The organism is Methylocystis sp. SB2, assembly GCF_049817085.1.
Taxonomy (GTDB): domain Bacteria; phylum Pseudomonadota; class Alphaproteobacteria; order Rhizobiales; family Beijerinckiaceae; genus Methylocystis; species Methylocystis rosea.
Map to the genome: position 1 here is coordinate 975,732 of NZ_CP187401.1, position 25,240 is coordinate 1,000,971.

General features: G+C 62.9%; 24 protein-coding genes and 1 pseudogene. 8 read left to right on the forward strand and 17 right to left on the reverse strand.

Annotated elements, in window-relative coordinates; genetic code table 11:
• Nucleotides 1-94: 94 nt before the first annotated feature.
• Nucleotides 95-217, reverse strand: a pseudogene (locus ACPS74_RS04970) (chorismate synthase); the annotation flags it as partial.
• Between the two features lie 107 nt (nt 218-324).
• Here ACPS74_RS04970 and ACPS74_RS04975 point away from each other — a divergent pair.
• Nucleotides 325-1,992: a hypothetical protein gene (locus ACPS74_RS04975; RefSeq protein ID WP_157055185.1), complete on the forward strand. Its 1,668-nt coding sequence runs from the start codon at nt 325-327 to the stop codon at nt 1,990-1,992.
• 6 nt (nt 1,993-1,998) lie between these two features.
• Here ACPS74_RS04975 and aroC read toward each other — a convergent pair whose 3' ends face one another.
• Complete coding sequence (aroC, locus tag ACPS74_RS04980; RefSeq protein WP_029648239.1) at nt 1,999-3,081, reverse strand: chorismate synthase; 1,083 nt, start codon at nt 3,079-3,081, stop codon at nt 1,999-2,001.
• 95 nt (nt 3,082-3,176) lie between these two features.
• Between aroC and polA the strand changes: the two genes are divergently transcribed.
• Nucleotides 3,177-6,167 carry a DNA polymerase I gene (polA, locus tag ACPS74_RS04985; protein ID WP_029648240.1) on the forward strand — a complete coding sequence of 997 codons (2,991 nt, stop codon included), beginning with the start codon at nt 3,177-3,179 and terminating at the stop codon, nt 6,165-6,167.
• A 5-nt stretch (nt 6,168-6,172) separates the two neighbouring features.
• Here the strand turns inward: polA and cysN are convergent, their stop codons facing one another.
• From cysN to ACPS74_RS05020, 7 genes are read right to left on the reverse strand one after another with little or no spacing between them, the layout of a single operon-like run.
• Nucleotides 6,173-7,801, reverse strand: a complete 1,629-nt coding sequence (cysN, locus tag ACPS74_RS04990; protein ID WP_029648241.1) for a sulfate adenylyltransferase subunit CysN — start codon at nt 7,799-7,801, stop codon at nt 6,173-6,175.
• A 1-nt stretch (nt 7,802) separates the two neighbouring features.
• Nucleotides 7,803-8,720 (reverse strand): sulfate adenylyltransferase subunit CysD, encoded by a 918-nt coding sequence (gene cysD, locus ACPS74_RS04995; RefSeq protein WP_029648242.1) that lies wholly within the window; start codon nt 8,718-8,720, stop codon nt 7,803-7,805.
• On the reverse strand, nt 8,717-9,466 hold the full coding sequence (locus ACPS74_RS05000; RefSeq protein ID WP_029648243.1) for a phosphoadenylyl-sulfate reductase: 750 nt from the start codon (nt 9,464-9,466) through the stop codon (nt 8,717-8,719). The genes cysD and ACPS74_RS05000 overlap by 4 nt, the downstream gene beginning before the upstream one ends.
• Nucleotides 9,463-9,969 (reverse strand): DUF934 domain-containing protein, encoded by a 507-nt coding sequence (locus ACPS74_RS05005; RefSeq protein ID WP_029648244.1) that lies wholly within the window; start codon nt 9,967-9,969, stop codon nt 9,463-9,465. Before ACPS74_RS05005 ends, ACPS74_RS05000 begins: the two co-directional genes overlap by 4 nt.
• Nucleotides 9,953-11,677 (reverse strand): nitrite/sulfite reductase, encoded by a 1,725-nt coding sequence (locus tag ACPS74_RS05010; protein WP_029648245.1) that lies wholly within the window; start codon nt 11,675-11,677, stop codon nt 9,953-9,955. Before ACPS74_RS05010 ends, ACPS74_RS05005 begins: the two co-directional genes overlap by 17 nt.
• Nucleotides 11,674-11,991: a DUF2849 domain-containing protein gene (locus ACPS74_RS05015; RefSeq protein ID WP_029648246.1), complete on the reverse strand. Its 318-nt coding sequence runs from the start codon at nt 11,989-11,991 to the stop codon at nt 11,674-11,676. Before ACPS74_RS05015 ends, ACPS74_RS05010 begins: the two co-directional genes overlap by 4 nt.
• Complete coding sequence (locus ACPS74_RS05020) at nt 11,991-12,362, reverse strand: 2Fe-2S iron-sulfur cluster-binding protein (protein ID WP_018408912.1); 372 nt, start codon at nt 12,360-12,362, stop codon at nt 11,991-11,993. The genes ACPS74_RS05015 and ACPS74_RS05020 overlap by 1 nt, the downstream gene beginning before the upstream one ends.
• Nucleotides 12,363-12,637: 275 nt before the next feature.
• Between ACPS74_RS05020 and ACPS74_RS05025 the strand changes: the two genes are divergently transcribed.
• The 3 genes from ACPS74_RS05025 to ACPS74_RS05035 are packed head-to-tail and all read left to right on the forward strand — an operon-like array spanning nt 12,638 to nt 15,288.
• Nucleotides 12,638-13,474 carry a hypothetical protein gene (locus ACPS74_RS05025; protein WP_018408913.1) on the forward strand — a complete coding sequence of 279 codons (837 nt, stop codon included), beginning with the start codon at nt 12,638-12,640 and terminating at the stop codon, nt 13,472-13,474.
• Between the two features lie 38 nt (nt 13,475-13,512).
• Nucleotides 13,513-14,226: a hypothetical protein gene (locus ACPS74_RS05030; protein WP_029648247.1), complete on the forward strand. Its 714-nt coding sequence runs from the start codon at nt 13,513-13,515 to the stop codon at nt 14,224-14,226.
• Between the two features lie 12 nt (nt 14,227-14,238).
• On the forward strand, nt 14,239-15,288 hold the full coding sequence (locus tag ACPS74_RS05035) for an aldo/keto reductase (protein WP_029648248.1): 1,050 nt from the start codon (nt 14,239-14,241) through the stop codon (nt 15,286-15,288).
• A 159-nt stretch (nt 15,289-15,447) separates the two neighbouring features.
• Here ACPS74_RS05035 and ACPS74_RS05040 read toward each other — a convergent pair whose 3' ends face one another.
• Nucleotides 15,448-16,098, reverse strand: coding sequence for a YqgE/AlgH family protein (locus tag ACPS74_RS05040; protein ID WP_018408916.1), 651 nt, complete (start codon nt 16,096-16,098; stop codon nt 15,448-15,450).
• Nucleotides 16,099-16,194: 96 nt separating this feature from the next.
• Here ACPS74_RS05040 and ACPS74_RS05045 point away from each other — a divergent pair, with 96 nt between their 5' ends.
• Nucleotides 16,195-17,001 carry a protein-disulfide reductase DsbD domain-containing protein gene (locus ACPS74_RS05045; RefSeq protein ID WP_029648249.1) on the forward strand — a complete coding sequence of 269 codons (807 nt, stop codon included), beginning with the start codon at nt 16,195-16,197 and terminating at the stop codon, nt 16,999-17,001.
• A 17-nt stretch (nt 17,002-17,018) separates the two neighbouring features.
• Here the strand turns inward: ACPS74_RS05045 and ACPS74_RS05050 are convergent, their stop codons facing one another.
• From ACPS74_RS05050 to ACPS74_RS05080, 7 genes are read right to left on the reverse strand one after another with little or no spacing between them, the layout of a single operon-like run.
• Nucleotides 17,019-18,314 (reverse strand): glycosyltransferase family 2 protein, encoded by a 1,296-nt coding sequence (locus ACPS74_RS05050; RefSeq protein ID WP_029648250.1) that lies wholly within the window; start codon nt 18,312-18,314, stop codon nt 17,019-17,021.
• Between the two features lie 5 nt (nt 18,315-18,319).
• A complete protein-coding gene (locus ACPS74_RS05055; RefSeq protein ID WP_029648251.1) occupies nt 18,320-19,480 on the reverse strand; it encodes a glycosyltransferase in 1,161 nt (386 codons plus the stop codon).
• Entirely contained in the window at nt 19,477-20,337 is an 861-nt protein-coding gene (locus ACPS74_RS05060; RefSeq protein WP_029648252.1) for an SDR family NAD(P)-dependent oxidoreductase, read from the reverse strand. Before ACPS74_RS05060 ends, ACPS74_RS05055 begins: the two co-directional genes overlap by 4 nt.
• Nucleotides 20,338-20,370: 33 nt before the next feature.
• Nucleotides 20,371-20,775, reverse strand: a complete 405-nt coding sequence (locus tag ACPS74_RS05065; protein ID WP_029648253.1) for a MaoC family dehydratase — start codon at nt 20,773-20,775, stop codon at nt 20,371-20,373.
• Nucleotides 20,772-21,167, reverse strand: a complete 396-nt coding sequence (locus ACPS74_RS05070) for a hypothetical protein (protein WP_029648254.1) — start codon at nt 21,165-21,167, stop codon at nt 20,772-20,774. The genes ACPS74_RS05065 and ACPS74_RS05070 overlap by 4 nt, the downstream gene beginning before the upstream one ends.
• Nucleotides 21,157-22,392 (reverse strand): beta-ketoacyl-[acyl-carrier-protein] synthase family protein, encoded by a 1,236-nt coding sequence (locus ACPS74_RS05075; RefSeq protein WP_029648255.1) that lies wholly within the window; start codon nt 22,390-22,392, stop codon nt 21,157-21,159. Before ACPS74_RS05075 ends, ACPS74_RS05070 begins: the two co-directional genes overlap by 11 nt.
• Nucleotides 22,393-22,668 (reverse strand): acyl carrier protein, encoded by a 276-nt coding sequence (locus tag ACPS74_RS05080; protein ID WP_014890237.1) that lies wholly within the window; start codon nt 22,666-22,668, stop codon nt 22,393-22,395. It lies immediately after the preceding gene.
• 287 nt (nt 22,669-22,955) lie between these two features.
• Here ACPS74_RS05080 and ACPS74_RS05085 point away from each other — a divergent pair, with 287 nt between their 5' ends.
• Both ACPS74_RS05085 and ACPS74_RS05090 read left to right on the forward strand, forming a co-directional pair.
• Entirely contained in the window at nt 22,956-24,821 is a 1,866-nt protein-coding gene (locus ACPS74_RS05085; protein WP_029648256.1) for a methylmalonyl-CoA mutase family protein, read from the forward strand.
• Nucleotides 24,818-25,240, forward strand: coding sequence for a hypothetical protein (locus tag ACPS74_RS05090; RefSeq protein WP_029648257.1), 423 nt, complete (start codon nt 24,818-24,820; stop codon nt 25,238-25,240). Before ACPS74_RS05085 ends, ACPS74_RS05090 begins: the two co-directional genes overlap by 4 nt.

Consider the following 25,240-nt stretch of genomic DNA (forward strand, 5'->3'; position numbering starts at 1 on the left):
CGCCGCTTCGCGCTCGTTTCAATCGCTCGCTCTCAATCCGATTTGGTCGGATTCAGGATCGAAGAGAGCCTTTTGCATCCCTTCCAACTGCGCCTTACCCCACCTGCCCGCGATGGCGCAGGAAATGATCGGCGAGCACGCAAGCCATCATCGCTTCGCCCACCGGAACGGCGCAGGGATCGTGACGGCCCTTGGTGACGATGTCGGTCTCCTTGCCGAAGAGACCAAGCATTCACCAACTTGAGTTGCACTCCCCTTCAATTGCGAAATTTGAGGAATTTGATAGTGTGATGGCTTTCCACCGGGAAATTACTGAGGTGGGCTATGGATAAAGAAAGTGATGTTGTAAAAAAAAATAAGGCTGAAACCAGCCACCGTCGCAATTTTTTGGTGGCGTTTGCTATACTAGCAATAACGGTTCTTATAGTACTAGTGTTTCGCATGGTTAGAGACGATGTAGCAGAGCATATCGCGAAAAACTACGTTAACGATGTCATTGAAGTTTTCAACATAAACAAGTACCTCGGGCAGGCAATTACGATAGTAGTTTCTTTAGTCCTGCTTTTTTTTGCCGATAAGTTTGGGGCCTTAAAATTTTTTGCCGACAAATTTGGAGCCTCGGAAAAGAGTCAAGCCGTCGCGTTAGGCGGCATCACATCGCTGCTGCTCACCTACTATCTCGTAATGGCTTATGGAACAAACCCGCACATTTTCGATCCCAAGGGCAATCCGATAAAGTGCTACGTATTGACGCTAGAAGGAGACGTTCGCTGGCTGGAACCCGTCGATGCGGACCCGCTTACTGGCCGCAAGTGCCATACGCCAACAGCGAGAATGGTAGAGAGCTTAACGAGTTATGTTCAAGGAAAGCGTCCACAGCGCCTGGGTGACGAAGAAATCGATTTCTTCGACCCCAGGACAAGCGAACCGATCGTTTGGTACTGGAAAGCCAAATCAGGCACCATTGAGATTTTCAATCTCATGGGTTTCCATCCGGAAACCGGTGAAGAGCTACTGCCGGTAACGCGAGATACCGTCGAACAATTTAAACTCCAACGCGCGCAGCGCCGACAGGTTTTACTGAAGCGCCAAAGTCCGCCAAAGCAAATCGACCCGGAGACTTATGTCTTCTTTGATCCTGCAACAGGAGAGGCTCGGGGCTGGTACCGGCGCAACAACAATGGAGTTTATGAATTTTACGACAACGGCGGTTTCCATCCGCAAACAGGCGAACAGCTTAAACCCGTTGACAACGCCATTCTCACGAAGTGGAGAGCCGAAAAGAAAGAGGCAGAAGCACGCCAAGCGGCCGAACGCTCAAGACAAGAACAAGAAGCTCAATTGCAAGCGGATCGCCAAGAGCGTCAACGTCAAGCGTTAGTCGAGCGAGAACGGCAAGAAGCGCAGGCAGGCGTCACTTGTGATCAACTCGCTGGGAATCCCTCGGACCCCCATCGATCAGGTGAAGTTACCGGCGTTCGATATGATGAATTGAGAGCGCATGCGACCGAAGCGCTGCAAGCCTGTCGTGTCGCTCGGGACAAATTTCCCGACGAACTACGATACAAATACCAATTTGCGCGAGCGCTTGAAATCGACGATCCTGACAAAGCGATTCCTCTGTATAGACAATTGATGAGCAAAAATTATGTCGCAGCCTTCGACAATCTCGGAAGCATTTACATGCGCAAGCACGACATGAAAACTGCGATCTCCGTGCTCAAGGCCGGGGTCGCCGCAAATGACCCAGATTCGATGGTGACGCTCTCCAACCTGGTCGAGAAAGGTTATCTGCCTGTTCAGAATCCTGTTGCAGCCAAATACGCGCTTCTTGAGCGCGCCGCACAGTTAGGCCACTCAGGAGCCCGAATTGCGGTCGATGAGCAGAAGATTGAGATACAGCAACGTCAGCAGGAGCACATATCTCAGCAGCAGCAGCAACAAATGATGCTCGAGATGTTTGGAACAATCCTGCGGGGCGTGGGAAGATAACGATAGTCACCCCACCTGCCCCCGATGGCGCAGGAAATGGTCGGCGAGCACGCAGGCCATCATCGCTTCGCCCACCGGCACGGCGCGAATGCCGACGCAGGGATCGTGACGGCCCTTCGTGACGATGTCTGTCTCTTTGCCGAAGCGATCGATCGTGCGGCGCGGCGTCAGAATCGACGACGTCGGCTTCACCGCGAAGCGCACGACGATGGGCTGGCCTGTCGAAATGCCGCCGAGCACGCCGCCGGCGTTATTGGACAAAAACTGCGGTCCGTTTTGTCCGGCGCGCATTTCGTCGGCGTTGTCTTCACCGGTCAGCTCGGCGGCAGCGAAGCCCGCGCCGATCTCTACGCCCTTCACCGCATTGATCGACATCATCGCCGCGGCGAGATCGGCGTCGAGCTTGCCGTATACCGGCGCGCCCCAACCGACCGGAACGCCTTCCGCGACAATCTCGATCACCGCGCCGATGGAGGAGCCGTCCTTGCGCACGCCATCGAGATAATCAGCCCATAATTCCGCCGCGCGGGCGTCGGGACAAAAGAGCGGATTGCGCTCCACCTCGTCCCAATCGAAACGCGCTCGGTCGATTCTGTGCGGACCCACCTGCACCAGCGCGCCGCGAATCGTCACGCCGGCGATCACCTTGCGCGCGACAGCCCCGGCGGCGACTCGCGCCGCGGTTTCCCGCGCCGAGGAGCGCCCGCCGCCGCGATAGTCCCGCACGCCATATTTCGCGTCGTAGACATAATCGGCGTGGCCGGGTCGATATTTATCGGCGATCTCTCCATAGTCCTTCGAGCGCTGGTCGGTATTTTCGATCACGAGCGCGACCGGCGCGCCAGTCGTCACCTGTCGGCCGTCGCGGTCGGCAAAAACGCCGGAAAGAATCTTTACCTCATCCGCTTCGCGGCGCTGCGTGGTGAAGCGCGACTGTCCGGGCTTGCGCTTGTCCAGAAAGCCCTGGATCTCCTGCGCTTCGAGCGGGATGTTCGGCGGACAGCCGTCAACGATCGCGCCGAGCGCCGGCCCGTGGCTCTCGCCGAAAGTGGTCACGCGGAAAAGATGGCCGAAACTGTTGTGGGACATGCGATCTTCTAGGCTTGGCGCCGGCGAGGGTCAAACGGGCGGTTTTAGGGCCCCCGCGTCATGACGCGGCGCGTGCGCGCCGCTAAGATGGGCGCATGACCCTCACACATAAGCCCGTCGGCCCTGGGAGCCACATCTTCCTCGTTGACGGCTCCTCCTTCGTCTTTCGCGCCTATTTTCAGTCGATCCGACAGGATGCGAAATACAACTATCGCTCCGACCGGCTGCCGACCGGCGCCGTGCGGCTGTTCTGCACGAAGCTGTTGCAGTTCGTGCGCGAAGGCGCGGCCGGCGTGAAGCCCACGCATCTCGCCATCATCTTCGACAAGAGCGAGCATTCGTTCCGAAAGGACCTTTATCCCGACTATAAGGCGCACCGCACCGAGCCGCCGGACGATCTCATTCCGCAGTTCCCGCTGATGCGCGCCGTCGTGCGCGCTTTCGGCCTCACCCCCATCGAACAGGACGTCTACGAGGCCGACGATCTCATCGCCACCTATGCGACGCAGGCGCAGGCCAAGGGCGCCGACGTGCTGATCGTCTCGGCCGACAAGGATCTGATGCAGCTCGTCGGTCCCGGCGTCAGAATGTACGACCCCGCCTCGGGGACGGCGGGAACGAAAGGCGCGCGCGAAGAACGCCTCATCGGCGAAGCCGAGGTCGTCGACTATTTCGGCGTTACGCCGGACAAGGTCGTCGACGTGCAGGCGCTCGCAGGCGATTCCACTGACAATGTGCCGGGCGCCAAAGGCATCGGCGTCAAGACCGCCGCTCAGCTCATCAACGAATATGGCGATCTCGAAACGCTGCTCGCCCAGGCGCCCGGCATCAAGCAGCCCAAGCGCCGCGAGGCGCTGACCGAGCCGGACGCGGTCGCGCGCATCCTTCTTTCGCAGAAGCTCTGCGAGCTCGTGCGCGACGTCCCTCTGGACACGCCGCTCGAAGACCTTGGCCTTCATCAACCTGATGCGACGAAGCTCATCGCTTTTCTGCAGGCGATGGAGTTCACGACGATCACCCGCCGCGTCGCCGAGTTGTATGGGGTCCATGCGCAGGATATCGAACCCGATCCCCGATTCTTGGGCGCGGCCGGCTGGCGCGGGCGCGACGGCGAATTGTCCGAGATCGCAGCGCCCGCTGCTGAAGCGCCGCGCGCGGAGAAGCCGACAAGCGACGCGCTCACGCCCGCGAACCTCGTCGCCGCGCGTCTCGCCGAAGCGAAGGCGGTCAAGATCGACCGCTCCACTTATGAAACGGTCATCTCGGCCGAGCGTCTGGATGATTGGATCACGGAAGCCGCTGGCGCAGGACTGGTCGCAATCAATGTCGAAACGACCTTGCCGGATCCGATGCGCTGCGAACTCATCGGCGTCTCGCTGGCGACCGCGCCGGGACGCGCCTGCTATATCCCGCTACAGCATCGCTCCGGCGACGCGGCTGACCTTTTTTCCGGCGCCAATTTGGTCGAGGGACAGATCCCGCTCGACGCGGCGCTCGCGCGATTGAAGCCGCTGTTTGAGGACGCCTCGATTCTCAAAATCGCACACAATATGAAGCATGATCTGCTGGTTCTTTCGCGCTACGGAATCGACGTCGCGCCGATCGACGACGCCATGCTCATGTCCTACGCGCTGGACTCGGGACGTGGCGATCATCGTCTCGAAGAGCTGGCGCGCAATTATTGCGGCCATGACGTTCTGACCTTCGCCTCCGTCGCCGGCGCGGGCCGCAATTTTCTCGGCTTTGCCCGCGCTGCGCTCACAGCGGCGACGGAATACGCCGCGGAACAGGCCGACATTTCCCTGCGCCTTTGGCGCGTGCTGAAGCCGCGGCTCTTGGCCGAGCGCATGACCACGGTCTACGAGACCTTGGAGCGGCCGATGGTCGCGACGCTCGCGCGCATGGAGCGAAGGGGCGTCATGGTCGAGCGCGCGACCTTGTCGCGGCTCTCCGGCGAATTTGCGCAGGACATGGCGCGACTCGAGGCCGAGATCTTCGAACTTGCCGGCGAGAGTTTCAACCTTGGCTCGCCCAAGCAATTGGGCGACATACTTTTCGGCAAGATGGGGTTGCCCGGCGCGAAGAAAACGGCGACCGGCGCCTGGTCGACTTCCGCAAGCGTTCTCGAAGACCTCGCCGTCGCCGGCAATGATTTTTCGCGCCGCATTCTCGATTGGCGTCAGCTCTCCAAGCTCAAGAGCACCTACGCCGACGCCCTGCCCGGCTATATCAACGCCGAGACCGGTCGCGTGCACACGAGCTATGCGCTCGCCGCCACGACGACGGGACGGCTCTCTTCATCCGAGCCCAATCTGCAGAACATTCCCGTGCGCAATGAAGCCGGCCGCAAAATCCGCAAGGCCTTTGTCTCGGCGCCCGGCCATGTGCTGATCTCGGCGGATTATTCGCAGATCGAGTTGCGGCTGCTCGCCCATATCGCCGACATTCCTCAGCTCAGACGCGCCTTCGCCGAAAATCTCGACATTCACGCGATGACGGCGAGCGAGATGTTCAATGTGCCCATCAAGGACATGCCGCCCGAAACGCGCCGCCGCGCCAAGGCGATCAACTTCGGCATCATCTACGGCATTTCCGCTTTCGGCCTCGCCAATCAGCTGAGCATTCCGCGCGAAGAGGCGAGCGCCTACATCAAGCGCTATTTCGAACGCTTTCCCGGCATTCGCGACTACATGGATTCAACGCGTAAGACGGTGCGCGAGAAAGGCGAAGTCTCGACGATTTTCGGCCGAATCTACCACTTCCCCGGCATCTCATCGGCCAATGCATCCGACCGCGCCTTCTATGAGCGCGCGGCGATCAACGCGCCGATCCAGGGCGCGGCCGCGGACATCATCAGACGCGCCATGATACGGATGGATGACGCGCTCGCACGCGCCGGTCTCTCGGCGCAGATGCTTCTGCAGGTGCATGACGAGCTTGTGTTCGAAGCGCCGAACGATGAAGCCGAGGCGACGATCGAACTCGCGCGCCGCGTCATGGAGCAGGCGCCCACGCCCGCCGTCCATCTCGCCGTGCCGCTGAAAGTCGATGCGCGCGCCGCCGTCAATTGGGACGAAGCCCACTGACGCGCTTAAATCGCCTGATCGTCGCTTCCCTGCGCCTCACCCGTCGCAAGTCCAAAATTTAGTCGCGACCAGAACCGTTCGTGGAAATAATAGAGGGCGAAGATCGCGATCATTTCAACGCCGGTGATTTCGGCGGCGAGTGCGGCGCTCTGAACAAAAGCGTAGACGATCAGGAAGGTCGATATGCTCGCCGGCAGGAGCCAGGTGAGCGCCTTCACCAGGCTGCGCGTCGGGGTCGGTCGAAACGACTCCCGCGCCAGCGGCAGTCCTTCCATTGAGGCGTAGCTGAGCTCCGTCAGCGGCGGCGCGACGCGGCCGTTCGATGCGGCGACGGCTTTGACCATGCCGACCGCGACCGTTTCATTGGTGATGCGGTCGATGAGAATGAATCCGCCGGTTTCGCGGTTCTCTCCATAGGGATCGCAGGCGATCACGGTCTCGAGCGACAGGCGCGCGCCGCCGATCTCGTTGAAGGCGAGCGTCGACCCTTCGGGCAGTGGCTGTGGCAGGCCGGTTTCGATGTCGATGCGCGCATCGACCGCGGTCACGGCGGCCGGCGCCGTCTTCGTCCCGAGCTTCAAGAGATAGCTCTTGCCGACGACAAGAGGCTCACGCACCAGCCACAACAGCCTCGCTTCAAGACGATCCCCGGTCTTCGCCGGCGAGACCGGCGAACACAAAAGATCGCCGCGCGAAATGTCTATCTCTTCGGTGAGCGTGAGGGTCGCCGACTGGCCGGAAACGGCGCTATCGAGATCGCCGTCAAAGGTCACGATCCTGGCGACGCGCGTGTCGCGCCCCGAGGGCAGAACGCGCACGATGTCGCCCGGCTGAATATTGCCGCCGCTAATGAAGCCAGAGAACCCGCGGAAGTCGAGATTGGGCCGATTCACCCATTGCACGGGCATGCGGAAGGGCGCGATCCGCGTGGCGTCCTCCACCGCGACGCCCTCAAGATAGGAGAGCAGCGGCGGCCCATCGTGCCAAGGCATATTGGCGCTGGGGTGGACAAGATTATCGCCATCCTTGGCGACGAGCGGCGCGACGTAAATGGACGCGAAGCGAAGATGGTCGGCGAAGGCATGAAAATCCGCTTCGATCTTGCGGAACACCTCTTCGCTGTAGCCGACGAGATCCATCTTGTTGACGGCGACGACGACATGGCGGACGCCGAACATCGAGGTGATGACGCTGTGACGCCGCGTTTGCGGCAGGATGCCCTTGCGCGCGTCGACAAGCAGAATGGCGAGTTCCGCGGTTGAGGCGCCGACGGCCATGTTGCGGGTGTATTGCTCGTGGCCAGGCGTGTCGGCTACGATGAACTTGCGCTTGTCGGTCGCGAAATAGCGATAGGCGACGTCGATGGTGATGCCTTGTTCGCGCTCGGCCGCAAGCCCGTCGACGAGCAAAGCGAAATCCAGCTCTTCGCCCTGAGTGCCGTGCTTTTTCGAATCGCTCTCCAGCGCCGCGATAATGTCGTCGGGCGCAAGGTCGGCGTCGTACAGCAGACGACCAATCAGCGTCGATTTGCCGTCGTCGACCGAGCCGCAGGTGATGAATCGCAAGAGCGGCTTTTCGCCGACCAACCGCGCTGGCGCGCGCGACGGCGATGCGGCAGCGACGGCGCCATGCATGTTAAAAATATCCTTCCTGCTTTTTTTGCTCCATCGAGCTGGAGCCGTCGTGGTCGATCAGCCGCCCTTGGCGCTCCGAGGAGCGGCTTTCGCGCATCTCCGCAATGATCTCTTCGAGACTGGCCGCGTCGCTTTCGATGCCGCCGGTCAACGGATAGCAGCCGAGCGTACGAAAGCGCACCATCTTATGTTCGATGGATTCTCCTGGCGCGAGCTCCATGCGCGGGTCATCGACCATGATGAGCGTGCCGCCGCGGCGCACGACCGGCCGTTCCTTGGCGAAATAGAGCGGAACGACGGGGATGTTCTCGCGCGCGACGTAATCCCAGATGTCCGCCTCGGTCCAATTCGACATCGGGAAGACGCGCAGGCTCTCGCCCGGCGCCTTTCGCGTATTGTAGAGACGCCAGAATTCCGGGCGCTGATTCTTCGGGTCCCAGCGGTGCTGCGCCGTCCGAAAGGACAGCACACGCTCCTTGGCGCGGGATTTTTCCTCGTCGCGACGCGCCCCGCCAAAAGCGGCATCGAACTTATACTTGTCCAGCGCCTGCTTCAGCGCTTCGGTCTTCATGATCTCGGTGTGAAGCTTCGAGCCATGAACGAACGGGCTGATGTTCATCTCAACCCCTCTGGGATTGATATATTCGATGAGTTCGAGGCCAAGCTCTTTCATGCGACGGTCGCGAAACTCGATCATCTCGCGAAATTTCCAGGTCGTATTGACATGGAGCAGCGGAAACGGCGGCTTGGAGGGATAAAAGGCCTTCATGGCGACATGCAGCATCGCCGCCGAATCCTTGCCGATCGAATAGAGCATCACCGGCCGTTCGCACTCAGCGACGGTCTCGCGCATGATGTGGATGCTCTCAGCCTCGAGTCGATCGAGATGGCCGAGCGGACGTGTCGCAAGCGCCGTCATAGGCTCGCCTCTTGCGGCGCGCCGCGTCGCAACACGCCGTCTTCGCCGACATGCAGGCCGCATTCCTTCTTGTTGTCTTCTTCCCACCACCAGCGTCCGGCGCGTTCGTCCTCGCCGGGCTGCACCGCGCGCGTGCACGGCGCGCAGCCGATCGATAGAAATCCCTTGGCGTGGAGATCGTTGATCGGCACTGAAAACTCCTCGACCGCGGCGACGACCGCGTCGCGCGTGTAATCTGCCAGCGGATTGAGCTTGAGCACCCTGTGGGTCTCATCGAAGGCGATGAGCGGCGCCTCGGCGCGCGCCTGCGACTGGTCGGCGCGAAGCCCCGTCACCCAGCCCGAAACGCCCTCGAGCAGCCGCGACAGCGGCTCAACCTTGCGAACATGACAGCAGGCCTTGCGCGCCTCCACGGACTTATAAAAGCCGTTGATCCCCTGCTCCTCGATGAGCGCTTCGAGCGGCGCGGCTTGCGGGTAAACTGCGCGTATGCGCCGCGCATAGCGCGCTTCGGTGCGCTCCCACAGTTCATAGGTTTCGGGAAAGAGCCGCCCCGTGTCGATCGTCGCGACGTCGATATCGAGGCCCTGCGTGAAGATCGAATGCGCGATGAACTGATCCTCGACGCCAAAACTCGTGGTGAAGACGATCCGACCAGGAATGAACTCGCGCACGAGCAGCAAACGATGATCGAGATCGAGCGGCGCCAGTCGCGGCGCCAGCGTTTCGGGGATCGAAGGCTTCATGAACGCACCGCCTTTCGGCGCGCTTCGAGGATCGAGCCGCGCCCGGCGTAGCCGCGCTGATAGCTCATCGAATAGGCGTTGAGCGCGGCGCGCCACTGTTCTTCGTCCTGGCGATCGGCGAGATCGTCGGGAATTTCGATCGTATCAAAGCCGCAACCGATCGCGTGAGGATATTGGTCAGCGACGAGACGCCCGCTGGCGCGCAACTCGCCTTTAAACTCCGCCCGCCGCAACAGGCGCGCCAAAGAGAAGCCGCGGCCGTCCGCGAAAGCCGGGAAAGCGATCGAGATGAGGTCGAGCCGCGGCAAGGCGGCGATGAGCGCCGACGGCTCCGTCGTGTTCGGAACAATCACGCCGAACGTGGCCGTCGGCCCGAGGACCTCTACGGCATGTTCGAGTCGCGGCAATGACACGATGAACTTGCCCGTCTTCGGCAGCGCTTCCTCGTCGGCAAGTCGGCGCCATGCGTCCTCTATGAAGCGGCCGTCAGATATCAGCGCCATCTTCGCCCTCCCGACGCAGAACGTCTTTGAAACGCGCATGACCGATGCGGCGCCAGGTGTCGATGAAAGCTTCGCCCTCCTCGCGTTCAGCGAGATAGTAGTCGACGAGGTGTTCGACGACGTCGGGCACCTGCTCGGCGGTGACCCCAGGTCCCAGAATTTCGCCGATCGACGCGGAGAAGGTCGGATCGCCGCCGAGCGTGATCTGATAGGATTCCTGGCCCTTCTTCTCCAGGCCGAGAATGCCGATCGCTCCCACGTGGTGGTGGCCGCAGGCGTTGATGCAGCCGGAGATTTTGACGCCGAGCTTGCCGATGCGCCGCTGCCTCGACATGTCGGAGAAGCGCTTCGAGATCGCCTGCGCGATGGGAATCGAGCGCGCTGTGGCGAGCGAGCAATAGTCGAGGCCGGGGCACGAGATGATGTCGGAGACGAGACCGGCGTTCGCCGTCGCAAGACCGGCTGCGTCGAGCATGCTCCACAGGGCGAAAAGATCGTCCTGCTTCACATGCGGCAGGATGATGTTCTGCTCATGGCTGACGCGCAGCTCGCCGAAGCCGAAGCGCTCGCTCGCCTCGGCGAGCACGCGCATCTGTGCGGACGTCGCGTCGCCCGGAACGCCGCCGATGGGCTTCAACGAAACGGTGACGATGGCGTAGCCGGGGATCTTGTGCGCGCCGACGTTGACGTCGACGAAATTTGCGAACGCCGGCGTCTCCAGTTTCGCGGCGCGCAGCAAGGCGGACGTCGCCGGCAGCGACTCGTAAGGCGGCGGCGCGAAGAATGCGGCGATGCGCTCAAACTCTTCAGGATCGTGGGCGAAAACCGAGCGGTCCATCGCCGCGAACTCGGCTTCGACCGCGGCGCGGATTTCGTCGATTCCCTTCTCGTGGACGAGAATTTTGACTCGCGCCTTATATTTGTTGTCGCGCCTGCCGATCCGGTTGTAGACGCGCAGGATCGCCTCGAGAAAGGCGAGCAGATCCTCGCGCGGCACGAAGTCGCCGACAACCTTGCCGATAAAGGGCGAACGGCCGAGTCCGCCGCCGACCACGACCTGATAGCCGATCTCGCCCTCATCGTTCTTGACGATGCGCAGGCCGATGTCATGCACCAGAATCGCGGCGCGATCATGCTCTGCGCCCGTCACCGCGATCTTGAACTTGCGCGGCAGGAACGAGAACTCCGAATGCAGGCTCGACCATTGGCGGAGAAACTCCGCGGTCGGCCGCGGATCTTCGATCTCATCCGGCGCGACGCCGGCGAAATGATCGGCCGTCACATTGCGAATGCAGTTGCCCGACGTCTGGATGGCGTGCATCTCGACGTCCGCCAGCGATTCCAGAATGTCCGGCGTATCGACGAGCTTGGGCCAATTGTATTGGAGGTTCTGGCGCGTCGTGAAATGGCCGTAGCCTTTGTCCCACTTATCCGCGATATCGGCGAGCCGACGCATCTGCCGCGCCGTCAGCGTGCCATAGGGAATGGCGACGCGCAGCATATAGGCGTGCAGCTGCAGATAGAGCCCGTTCATCAGCCGGAACGGGCGGAACTCCTCTTCGGTCAGCGCGCCGGAAAGCCGCCGATTGACCTGCTCACGGAACTCCGCCACCCGTTGGCTTACAAAAGCCGCGTCATATTCATCGTAACGATAGGTGGTCATCGGCGCATTGGGCCGCTGCGCCACACGCAGATCGACCGCTGTCATAACGCGCCCTCGCCCGCCTGCTTGCCGAGATCAAGGCGAACGCTCGGTCCCTTCACGCGCATCTTCTCTCGATAATGTAACGGCGTCGGCGCGCCGTCGCTCCCGATCTCGACATCGGCGAGATAGACGTCGACCACGCGATTGGCTGAAATGTCGCGCTTGCCCAAGGTTTCGAGCTCCGTCGCCTCGTCGGCCTTCCGCGCGACGCGCGCGCGGCGGTGGTCGCGCTCCCAGCCCGAGGAGCCGAGAAACACCACTTCGCCGTCCGTCAAATTCGACGCGATCAGGATCTGGGGATGTTTGAAGACGGGCATCACGTTTCCTGCGCCAGCTTTAGCCGAAGGCCGCTCATCTCATCGGACCAGATGATCTGGCAGGAGAGACGCGAATTTTCGTAAAGCATTGGCAATTCATCGAGCTTTTCAACTTCCTCTTCGCGCGGCGGCGGCACGCGACGGGCGGACTCCGCGTCGAGAACGACATGGCACTCCGCACATGCAAGAGCGCCGCCACAGGTGTTGTCCATGCCGACGCCATGGTCGCGCAAGATCTCCATCAGCCGCCAGCCTTCGACGGCTTCGAGTTCATGGACAACGCCGTTGCGATCCTCGACGTGCAGGGTCGGCAGACTCTGCTGCGACGATTCGGCGGGCCGCCGCGCGACGATATTCTCGATATTGCTCATGCGTTGACGCGCCGACCTGGTCCGCGCCAGCCAGCAGCCACGGACGTTCTGTATTTCGAACGCATAAACCTCCAAACCGCACGAATGTCAATTCACGATCATATTGTGGTGCTTGTGTTTAATTACATATTTCATGTGTTGTTTTAAGCGCGTCACAATTGGAGCGCCATCCGCAGTTAGCTGAAACAGAGCATGACAAGCGCTAAAAACCATGTTTGTTGAGCGCTTGTCATTCATAAACAGCGGCGCCAGCGCGACATGCGATAGGAGCACCCATGGTCAAGAAGCCGGTCAAAATCACCAGGGAAGCGCCAGCGAAACGGGAGCCGGAAAGCCGGCCGCGTAAGGTCGAGGCTCCGGCCGCCGCCGCGAACGCCGCCGCTCGCCCGGCGGTCATCGTCGTTGGCGCGGACAAGGGCGGCGTCGGCAAAACCACGATCGCCAGAGCCATCCTCGACTTTCTTTCGCTCAATGACATCCATACGCGGGCGTTCGACACCGAGACGCCGCGCGGAACGCTTCATCGCTTCCACCCTGACGAGACGATGATCGTCGATCTGACCGAACCCTCGGACCAGATGAAGATCATCGACACGCTGAATACGTCGCAGGCCAAGGTCAGCGTCATCGACGTGCGCGCCGGCGGGTTGAGCCCGGCGCTCGGTGCGCTCGACGAAATCGGCTTCTTCGATGCGGTGAAAGGCGGCGAATTCCGCTTCGTGCTGCTGCATGTGATCGGGCCCTCCATCGCTTCGCTGGAGGAGATCGCTGAAATTGCGCCCTACGTCGCAGACGCCAATTATTTCATGGTGAAGAATCACGTCAACGACACGACCTTCTTCGAATGGGATCCACAAACGCACGCGAAATATTTCGAGCATGTCGTCACCTCGGGCGAGATCACGATTCCCAAGCTCAGCGAACTCGCCTACGAGCAGGTCGAGCTATCCGGCACGCCGTTCTCGACATTCATCGGCAATCAGGACGCGCAGGGCCGACCGGCGGAGCATTCGTTCGTGTTGCGCGGCTACGTCCGCACCTGGCTGGCGCGCGTCGCCGATGAGTTCGAACGAGTCGGCCTGCTCGATCTTGTTGGCGATAAGAGGCGATAGAGGGTCGCGGCGGCGCGCATCGTCTCCGCGAAGACCACATGGCGCCTCGCACTCTTGCGTTCTTCGTTTGCTCGCCGCACTCGCGAACAGGCGTGACGACAGCGGCGCGTTTGCTGACCGATTATTATTTGTCGCGCAATGTCGACGTGGAAGGCTTTGACACGGATTTCCGGGAGCCGCTTTATGCAGTGTTCTTTCCGGAAGCGACGCGCATCGTCGACGTTAGCGAGATCAAGGGACAGATTTCGCTCTTCGACCGCCTGCTCGTCGCCGACGAGACGCCAAAGATCGTCGACGTCTGGCATCGCTCCTATGAGCGTCTGTTCGCGACCATCGCCGAAATTGGCTTTCTCGAAGAAGCGCGGCGGCGCGGCGTTGAGCCGATCGTGCTCTTTCAAACGGACGTCACGGAGAGCGCCGCGAACAGCGCGCTCGTCCTTAAGACCACATGGCCGGATCTCATGATGAGCGTCATCCACAATCGCGGCGCCTCGCCGCTCGGCCGCGACTCCTTGGCGATTCTTGCGCGCTATCCAGCGAGCGGCAAATTCGTGATCCCGCGCCTAGAGGCGCCGATCGCGCGCGCGCTCGACGACGTCGATCTGTCGCTGTCCCGCTTCACGAGAGAGCCGCCTCCGGAAATGTCCATCGTGGTTCGCGCGGCCCTCAAAGCATGGCTGTCGCCAATCTTCACCCAATTTCAAAGCTTCGAATTGCGGCTCGAGCTGCAGTCGAGCGAATGGCTTCGTTAAAGGACGGGCGCCATGGAATACCGCAAACTCGGCGACAGCGATCTCTCCGTTTCCGCCATCTGTCTCGGCTCAATGACGTGGGGACAGCAGAACAGCGAAGCCGAAGGCCATGCGCAACTGGACTATGCGTTTGGTTGCGGCGTCAATTTCATCGACACGGCGGAAATCTATTCCATTCCGCCGAGGCAAGAAACTCAAGGCTCCTCCGAGCGCATCATCGGAAGTTGGCTCGCCGCACGTAAGAACCGTGACAAGGCGATCATCGCCACTAAGGTCGCCGGCCGCGGCGACGCCAACTGGCTGCGGCCGGGGCGCGTGGGAACGGTTCTCGACGCCAAGAATATCGACTCCGCGATCGAGGGATCGCTGAAGCGGCTACAGACCGATTACGTCGATCTCTATCAATTGCATTGGCCGGATCGTTCGCTGCCGCTGTGGGGCGCAGGCGGCACGGTCTATCGACGCCCGACGAAGCGCGATGAAATTCCCATCGAAGAGACGCTGGAAGCGCTAACGCGGCTCGTCAAAGCCGGCAAGGTTCGGCATATCGGCCTGTCCAATGAAACGCCTTGGGGGGTGGCGCGCTTCCTGCGCGCTGCGGAACTCGGCTTTGGGCCCCGCGTCGTCTCGATTCAAAACGCCTACAACCTCGTCAACCGCACCTTCGAGATCGGGCTCGCTGAGTTCGCTGAGCGCGAGCGCGTCGGTTTGCTCGCCTATTCGCCGCTGGCGCAAGGATATCTCACCGGGAAATATCAGGGCGGCGCGCGACCGCCCGGCGCGCGCACGACGCTGTTCGAGCGCGCGCAGCGTTATGAGAAGCCGGAAGTCGAAAAAGCGATCGCCGCTTATCTGGCGCTCGCGCAAGATCTTGGAGTCGACCCGGCGCAGCTCGCCATCGCCTTCGTGACGTCCCGGCCCTTCGTGACGTCGAATATTATTGGCGCGACGACGATGGCGCAGCTCAAAGCCGATCTCGCGTCGGTGGATTTCAGGATCACGCCTGAAATCGAGCGGCGTATTGACGCGATCCACCATCTGCATAGCAACCCTGCGCCATGACCCGAAGCGCAACTCTTCGCGAGGAGACGCCTCTCAGCTTGGCGCCGAGAGAGCTTCCGGATCGCATGGACTCATGTGATCGATAAGGAATCGCTCAAATTGTTGGAACAGTTTCTCATCGGAAAAGTCTGTCAACTTTTTCGGAACCTGCTCTAACGCTCAGGCGTGTCCCGCATGTGTCGACAGTCGCTGTGGATCGACGCCGATCGAGCGCAGCGCGCGCGCATATTTCGTCTCGAGGTCATGATCGAACAGCAAAGCGGGATCGGTCGGACAGTTCAGCCAGCCGTTGCGCTGAATCTCTTCTTCGAGCTGACCCGGATCCCAACCTGCATAGCCGAGCGCCAGCAGCGCGCGGTCCGGGCCGCGCCCTGCTGCGATGGCGCGCAGAATGTCGATCGTCGCGGTGAGCGAGACGCCGTCGTCGATCGGCAAGGTGGAATTGTCGAGGAAGAAGTCCGGCGTATGCAGCACGAAACCGCGGTCGGTCTGCACCGGCCCTCCGGACAGCACCTGGATGTCTTCGGCGCGGCTCGGCAGGCTGATGCGCTCCTGGGGGGCGATCACTTGCAGCTGCACGAGCAAATCGGGAAAATTGCGCACACGGGCCGCCTGGTTGACGACGATGCCCATCGCGCCTTCTTCGGAATGGGCGCAGAGATAGATCACCGAGCGCGCGAAGCGCTGATCCAACATGCTCGGCATCGCGATCAGCAATTGGCCGTCAAGAAAGCGGCGCTCGTCGGGACGACCGCTGCGGCGCTCGCTCACCCTCTCCGCGAATTCTTGCTTCTTGTCGCTCGGCCTCATAGGGTCATGCTACGCCCGCCGCGTCCTCAGGACAAGCGGCGCAAATCACGTAACTGACTGCCTTGACTGGGGGACCGGGGGCGCCGAAGGATCACGATGCGCTCAAAATTCTTTCTCTACGCGCCCCTAGCCGTCACACTGGCGCAGAGCTTTCCGGCGGCGTCGCTCGCCGAGAACACAGCCTTCGCGTCTGCCGTCGTAAAGGGCGCCGCCTCGAGCGCTCGGCTCTTGTCCGCCGGCCCTCTGCAGGGCGGCTCTTACCGCGCCGCCGTCGAGATCGCGCTCGCGCCGGAAACCATCACCTATTGGCGCCAGCCCGGCGAGGCGGGCTCGGCGCCCACGTTCGATTTCTCGAAATCGGTCAATGTCGCCAAGGTCGAACCCTCCTTTCCCGCGCCGAAACATATCGACGAGGCCGGAACCATCGTGGCTGGCTATGATGCGCGCGTCGTCCTGCCGTTGAAGGTGACGCCGCGCGATCCCAATGCGCCGGTGACGCTCAATCTCGTGCTCGACTACGCATCCTGCGGCAAGATCTGCTTGCCGGCGCGCGCCGATTTGTCTTTGGAGTTGCCGCGCAACGGCGCTTCGCCTCATGCGGCGGCGATCGCCGAAGCCGAACGGCTGGTGCCAAGCAAGCTCACCGCGGCCGAGGCCAAAAAGCGCTTTGCGGTTTCGCGGAATAACGCGGACGGGTCGTGGCGGCTGCGCTACCTCGGACCCGGCAAGGCCGAGGACGTCTTCGCCGAAGCGCCTGAGCCGTTCTTCATTGAAAGCACGCGCGCGGGAGAGGGATTCGAGCTTAAGCTTTTTTCCGGAAGCGAAACCGCCAAGGCCGCCGACGCGACGTTAACGATCGTCACCGACGCCGGCGCTTTCGAGGCCCCGGCGCGGCTGGAGTGAGCGCGACCGCCTTCGCCCTACTCCACCTCAGCGTCGATGGGCGTCGCAGCTTCATGGTCGAGCTTGGGCGTGCGCTTGAACGTCGATTTGCGCCCTCGCAAGGTCTGGAGAATCTTCGCGCCGTTAGCGAAGGCGAGATAGATCATCAGCGGCGGAATCGACGCGACCGTTTTGACATAGTCGGCGACGGTTCCGCGCTTGAGCGCCAGATAGGGCGGCAGCGTGATGCCGAGCGCCACCAGGACCGTCATGATCCCGATGATCTCCAACATCCCCGCGAAGGGCGCGAGCGATCCGTGCAGAATCACGCCAAGGACGAAGGCGATGAGTCCGATGGCGGCCGTGGGGAAGAAAATCTGATGGGCGATCAGCGAGATCGCCATCACGCGGCGCGTCAGGCTCCATGACGAACGCCAGATCGGCAGGACGGTCTTTTGCGCGACCTGCACGAATCCGTTCGACCATCGCCTTTGCTGGCGGCGGAAATCGCGGATTCCCTCCGGCACCTGACCGGGAATCGGCGGCTCCGAGACAAATAGCCCATGCCATCCCTGGAGCGCCGCGCGCACGGTGAGGTCGAGGTCTTCGCAGAGCGAATAGTCGGACCAGCCGCCGGCGTCCTCGACCGTCGCGCGTCGCCAAATTCCGCCGGTGCCGTTGAATTGAAAGAGCCAGCCGGCATGCGCGCGTGAGCGCTGTTCGACGAGATAATGGCCGTCCTGCACGAGGCCCTGGGCGCGCGTCAGCCAGTTTTTCTCGAAATTCTGGAACTCGCAGCGCGACTGCACGAAACCGATGCGATCGTCGGTCAGGAAAAGCGGCACCGTTCGCTTCAGCCAATTGGGCGGCGGACGAAAGTCGGCGTCGAGCATGGCGACGAAGGGTTCGTCGGTGAGCGTGAGGCCATGCGCACAGGCGCCCGCCTTGAAACCCGAGCGATCGGCGCGCCGCACATGGTCGATCACGGCGCCGCCGATGCGCAGCTCCGCCGCCACTGCGTCCGCCCGCGCGCTTGTCTCGTCCGTCGAATCATCGAGTAGCTGAATGCGCAGCCTGTCCTTAGGCCAGTCGAGGAGCGCGACGCAGCGCAACGACTGCTCGGTGACGAGCGGCTCGTTGAAAACGGGGATTTGCAACAGGACTCGCGGCAGAGCCAGGTCAGGCGTTGCGGGCGCCTCCGGATCGCGCACGCCGCGCAGCTGGTCGTAACAGAAGCGGCCGATGACGATCAGATAGCCGATTCCGATCGCCATCAGGATCGAAGCGCAGACCATCGCGACCGAGTCGACGAGGAATTGAAAAAGCCCCAGCAAACGGCCTATCCTTCTTCGTGCGGAACCGGCGAGGGCTTCGCCCCGGCGCGCGCATTCACGCTGTCCTTCGCCCAAACCACCTGGTCAGTGACCCAGGCGTTCAACCAGACCGCCAGCATCGTCGCCTCGCGAACCACAAACACCGCGGGCGCGGCCCACGATAACTGCCATCCTTTGGCCACGGAAAGCAATGTCTCAAGCGCAAACCACAGCAGAAGCGTCGCCGACGCGGCGGCAATTGGCGCGATCCCGACGAGCGGCGCCGCGAGCGCCGAAGCGATAACTGCTGGAACCGCTTGGCATATTGGCTCGGCAAGGAAGGAGATGAGCTCATCGCTGCGGCGAACGACGCTCCAGCGCAATTGCCGCTGATAAACATCTTCGAACGCGCGCGCGCCAAGTTCCTGGCGCACAAGCCTGTGAGAAAAGACCGGCCGTTTCCCGATCCGCCGCATCGCCTTGGCCAAGGCGTTGTCTTCGCCGACCGTATGGGAAATCGCGTCAAAGCCTCCGGCGCGCAGGAAGTCCGAACGTCGAAACAACATGATCTTGCCGACGCCATGCCCCTGCCCTAGCGCCGAGGCGAGAAACAGCATGCGGGCATGCGGACCGTTAATGATCGCAGCCTCGACTTGTGCGGCGAAATTCTCGAGGCGCGCGCAATACGGGATAGCGCAGACAAGCCCGACCTCGTCCGTCAGCTGCCTGACGTGCTGCGCGAGCGCGTCCGGCTCGAGCAGCACATTGGCGTCCTTCATCAGTATGACGTCGTGCGTCGCCTGCATGAAAGGCGCATAAAGATTGTCGACCTTCGGACTGACGGCGAATTTCGCTGTCGAACGCAGGATGCGGGACGGCACAGTCGGGTGATGCGCGAGAATGGCGCGCATGCGCCGGACGGCCGGTCCATCGACGTCGGTTGCGGAGACGGTGACATCGAAATCGCCGTAGTGCTGCGTCAGCGCGGACTCTTGCGTGCGATCGAACTGGTCCTCGAGCATCTTGACGGGAAGCACGACCGAGACCGGCGGCTGGTCTCGGCGCGTGGCGCGGCGCGCGGCGAGCCAGGGCTGCGCGATGGTCGCCCCGACAGAGACGACAAGCAACACGACAGCGATCATCCAATAGGCGCCTGCGGCCCACGCGAGGATGATGTAAGCCGTCACGAAATCTCCCGTTCCGGCGTCTCTGGCACTTCGGCGGGAAACTGGCGCATGACGCCGTCGACGAGCGCCGCCGGCAAGAGGGAGAAGAGGCGCATCGCCCAATACATGTAACGCGGAAAGGCGATGACGTTGCGGCGGCGTTCCAGCCCGTTCTTGATGATGCGCGCGGCTTCTTGGTCGGAAAGGGCGCCGGGTTGCCAGGATTCGACGCCCGCCGACGCTGGCGTCTTTGGGAGAGCGCGCGCTGAAAAGGGCGTCTTCACGATGGTGCGCGCCGACATGGGCGTCTTCACATAACCCGGCACGATCAGCGCGACATGCACGCCATGGGCTGCAAGCTGGGCGCGCAGGCTGTCCGCCCACATGTGCACGCACGCCTTCGCGGCACAATAGGCCGGCGAATGCGGGAGCGCGCGCACGCCGGCCATCGAGCCGACAATGGCGATCCTGCCGCTCTTTCGGGCGCACATCGGCAGAATTGCCGGCTCGACGGTGTTGAAGACGCCATCGACATTGATCTTGAGCATTGCTCGGACCGCCTCGGGCGTTTCGAGAAGCTGGCCGGGCGAAAGGCCCGTCGCGACGCCGGCGTTGGCGACAAGAATGTCGATCGGGCGCTTTTCATGCGCAGATCGAACGATGCGCGCCATGGCTTCGCGATCCCGCACGTCGGCGAGGTGAGTCTCCGCCTCCTCCGCGCCGCCAGCGAGACAGGCGCGCGCGGCGCCCTCGAGGCGCTCGGCGTCGCGGCCAAGCAAGACAAGGCTCGCGCCTTCTTGCGCATAGGCGAGCGCCAATGCGCGCCCAATGCCGCTCGAGGCGCCGGTGATAAGAACCCGAACAGCGCTCTTAGCCATACACGCGCTCTGCCCTACGGCGCCGCCGATCATTCATGTGGCCGGCCCCGGCCGCAAGGTCGCTTCGCCGACGATGCCGGGCGCCCGCGCCGCCCCATAGGCCACCAGACGGACGAAAATCTCGTTTTCGGTCGCGCGCAGCACGCGGCCAGACAATCTGACGGTCTCGCCGCGCAAGATTGGCTGCACGAACTTCCCGGCAATTGAAGCGATGACGAGGTCGCCGCGCCACGCCCTCAGCATTGGTTCGAACGCGGCCAGGAGCTTCATGCCATGCACCGGCGGCGCGGCAAGCCCGATCGCCGCCGCCACGGCGTCGTCGAGATGCAATGGATTTGCATCGCCCGAGACCTCGGCGTAGCGCTCAAGCGCAGGTGCGTCGAACGGGCCAATGACGCTCTCCGGCAGTTTGTCGCCGACTTTGATGAGATCGCTCATGACGCGCTCCCAAATCCAGCGCGCGGCACGAGCCGCAAGATGGTTTCGATCCGTGCGCAGGGCTCGCCTTGGGGCGTTGCGACTGTCCCGACCATCGTCAGACGCGGCGGCGTTTCCTCGCTGCTCATGGTGACGCTCAAGTCGTAGCTCTCGCCGGCGACGAGGGGCGCGTCATAGGAGAAGCTCTGCGACTCATGCACCGGCACGACGTCCCGCTGGGCGCAGAGGTCGCGGACAACTGAAAAAAGCGAAGGCTCGGCGAGCCAGATCGCCGGATAGGCGAGCGGAACGCTCGCGCCATCGCCGCCGGTCTCGCGCGCATAGGCTGCGGCGCGCGCCGGATCGACGCGGAGCCGAAAAGGTCCCAGCGCAACCGGCGGGTCAGACGGCATGACGCACGATCAACACGGCGTTGATCCCCCCGAAGGCGAAGGAGTTCGACATGGCGGCGTCGATCTTGTGCTTGCGCGCCGCGTTCGGCACGACATCGAGCGGGCACCTTGGGTCCGGCTCCAGGAAATTGATCGTCGGCGGCGCAATCTGTTCGCGAAGCGCATGTATGGTGATGGCGAGCTCCAAGCCGCCGCTGGCGCCCAGCGCGTGGCCGTGGATAGGTTTCGTCGACGACACCGGCACCACCCGTCCATAATCGCCGAACACGCGCAGAATCGCTTCGGCTTCGGTGATGTCGTTGGCGTGGGTCGCGGTGCCATGCGCGTTGACGTAATGAATCTCCTGCGGAGCCATTCCCGCGTCTTCGAGCGCCAGGGCGATCGCGCTCGACGCGCCTTCAAGATCCGGCCGCACGGGGTCCTTGGCGTCGCTCGTCGTGCCGTAGCCGGCGAGTTCGCACAGGGGCGCGTGGCCGCGCGCCCGCGCCGCCTCCTCCGTCTCCAGCACGAAAACCGCCGCGCCTTCGCCAAGCGACATGCCGTTGCGGCCCTTGGAAAAGGGACGGCACAAATTCGGGCTCAGCACGCGAAGGCCTTCCCACGCGCGGATCGTCGCGTTGATGACGCAGGCCTCGGCGCCGCCGACGATGGCCTTGTCCACAAGGCCCTGTCGGATCATCTGCATGCCAAGTCCGATCGACTGCGACGCCGAGGAGCAGGCGCTGCCGATCGAGAATGTCGGGCCGTGGCAAGAATAGCGCATCCCGAGCGTCGCAGGGGCCGCGCTCGGGATGAGCTTGGGAACGCTCAACATCTCGGGCCGCGTTCCCTCGACATAATAGCGGTAAATGCCGTCCTCGATCGTCGTCATGCCGCCGATGCCGGAGCCGATGATGACGGCCGTTCTCGGCCCGGCGACGTCCTTGCGTCCGAACCCCGCCTGCGCCACCGCTTCGTCGGCGGCGACTATACAGAACTGCGTAAAGGGATCGCAGAACGGAAGAACATTGGGTTCGATATAGTCGGCAGGATTGAAGTCGGGCACCTGCGCCGCGATCTTGATGCGCCCGTCATAAGGGCGCTCCGTCTTGAGCGGCCGAATCTGGGCGACGCCGTCGCGCGCCGCTTCCCATAGCTTTTGCGCGCCGACTCCAGAGGCGCAGACCGCGCCCATGCCGGAAATAACGACGCGGCGCCCTTCGGCCCGCGCTCGCGAGAATGCCATTTACTGCTTCTCGCGCTCTTTCTGGATGTGGTCCGCGATCGCCTCGATCAGACTTTTGACGTCCTTGGCTTCCTGCAGCGACCCGTCCATGGGGATGTAGACGTTGAACTTTTCCTCCAGCGCCGTGAGAATCATAACGATGTCGACGGATTTGAGGTCGAGGCTCTCGATTGACGCGTCTGGGGTGATCTTGCTTTTGTCGACCATGCCTTCCGACGCGATCACTTCGATGATCTCGTCGACGAGCTGATTCTTGTCCTGCGGATTATCAGTCACGAATCCCTCCGTTTCAGGCTCTGCGCGCCGCCGACGACAACCAGCGCTCGCGACGCATTGACGCGGCAGCGCCGATCCGACGCCTTAATTCGGGCGCGTGGCCAGAACCGCCCGCCTCTGGCTCTTCCGCTCCAACGCCCTGTTTCCCGCCCTCGGGCGCAGTCGGCACTGGTTAAGGCGTTTAGTCCCGAAAATAAAGCCCGCCCCGCTCCCGGCCGATTTGCAGTGGCCCGGCGGAGCGCTTCATGCGAAAACGCCGCCCGAAACAACGGAGGGCGACAGCGAACATGACGGGACAGGAGACGGCGCTGGCGGGGGTCTTTCCGCAGGCCACTGACGCGCAGTGGCGCGCCCTTGTTGAGCGCGCGCTCAAAGGCGCGTCCTTCGAAACGCTCGTCTCTAAGAGCTATGACGGGCTTTCCCTGGAGCCCATCTACGCCCGCGCCGCGGGTTCGCCCTTCCCGGTGCTGCGCAAAAACCCCGGCCGCTGGGCGATTCTTGCGCGCGTCGACGTGGCGAACGCTGACGCCGCCAACCGCTTGGCGCTGCAGGACCTCGACGGCGGCGCCGACGGCCTGCATCTCGTCTTCGCCGGTTCGATCGGCGCCTACGGCGGGGGTCTCATCGGCGATGACGATGACGCGATCGCTCACACGCTCGCCAATGTTCGCCTCGACTATGGCATTCCGCTGACGCTCGACTCGTCGCCACGCGCGCCAGGCGCCGCGCAGGCGCTCATGCGTTTCGTCGACCGCCAACATATTGAACCGTCGCTCACCCGCGTCTCGATGGGCTTCGATCCGCTGGGCGCGCAGGCGCGGCACGGATTCGCTGCGGAGCCCTGGGCGCAAGTCTCCCGAAGCTTCGCGCGGGACGTGAAGGCGGCCGCCGACGCCGGCTTCGTCTACGCGACCGCCGTCGCCGACGCCCGCGTCGTGCATTCGGCGGGCGGGACCGAGTCGCAGGAGCTGGCTTTCGCGCTCTCGTCAGCGCTCGCCTATCTCCGCGCGCTGGCGGACGCCGGAATCGACCTCGACGCCGCGCGCGGACTGATCGCGTTTCGATTTTGCGCCGACGCCGACGAATTGCTGGGCGTGGCGAAATTCCGCGCCGCGCGGCGCCTTTGGGCGCGCGTTGAAGAGGCCTGCGGCCTCTCCCCCAAGCCAGCGCTGGTCTTCGCCGAGACAGCGTGGCGGATGATGTCGCGGCGTGACCCGTGGAACAATATTCTGCGCGGGACGCTCGCCGCGTTCTCAGCGGCGATCGGTGGCGCCGACGCCGTCTCCGTCCTCCCCTTCACCCAGGCGCTCGGCGCCCCCGACGAATTCGCGCGGCGGCTGGCGCGCGACACCCAGCTCGTGCTGCAGGACGAATCGCATATCGACGCCGTCGACGATCCGACGAGCGGCGCGGGCGGCTTCGAGGCGCTGACCGACGCGCTGTGCGCGCGCGCGTGGGGACTTTTTCAGCAGATCGAGGCCGACGGCGGCCTACCCACAGCGTTGGAGACGGGAGTCTTTCAGGCGGGCGTCGCCGAAGCCGCCGCGTTGCGGGCGAAGAACGTCGCGCGCGCAAAGGATAAGCTCATCGGCGCGAACCAGTTTCCCGACATTCACGAGGGCGCGCTTGACGTGCTCGCGCCCTATGACGCCGCGGCTGAAACGGCTGAGCCGCAAACGGGCGCGCGAATGAGCGCTCCGCTGGCGCCGCGCCGTCTCGCCGAGCCTTTCGAGCGGCTGCGTGAAGAGTCGGACGTCAGCCTCGCGCAGTTGGGCGATCGCCCGAAGATTTTCCTCGCAAATCTCGGCCCCGTCGCCGCATTCACCGCGCGGGCGAATTTCGCCAAGAATTTTTTTGAGGCCGGCGGCGTCGAAGCGGTTTTTGGACCCGAAACCGAGTCCACGACCGAATTGGTCGACGCCTACCGGGAGTCTGGCGCCAAACTCGCTTGCCTCTGTTCATCCGACAGGATCTACGGAGACTCGGCGGAAACGGCGGCGCTGGCGCTAAAGGGCGCAGGCGCTGGGCTTTATCTCGCCGGCCGGCCGGGCGAACTCGAGGAGCGTCTGCGTCATGCGGGCGTGACGGGGTTTATCTACGCGGGCTGCGACATGCACGGCGCGCTGCGGCGCGCGCTTTCGGAGGCCAAATGAGAATTTTAGCGTTGGCGCTTGCGGTCTGCGTAGTTGCCCAGGGAGCGTCCGCCAAGCAGCCGAGGGGCCAAAAGGCGCAGCCGGACAACGAACGAGCCCTGACCGGCCCGGTCGGCGATCCAAACGGCAGATGGAACATCGAAGCGACGACGACCGTCGGGGAGTGTCGCAGTCTCATTCCGCCGTCTTTTGACATCGTCGGCAATAAAATCGCGGCCGCGCCGGGGCCGGCCGCCTCTTTTTGGGGCTATGTCGACGAGGAAGGCACAATCGTCGCGCGATTCACCGGCGACGGCGAGCGGGTCGTGCGTTTCCACGGAACGCTGCGGGGCGGCAGGGGCTCCGGCCCTTGGTCATCGTCCACCGACCTTTGCGGCGGAACCTGGCGCGCCTCGCGCAGCGCCGCTGCGGCGCAATAG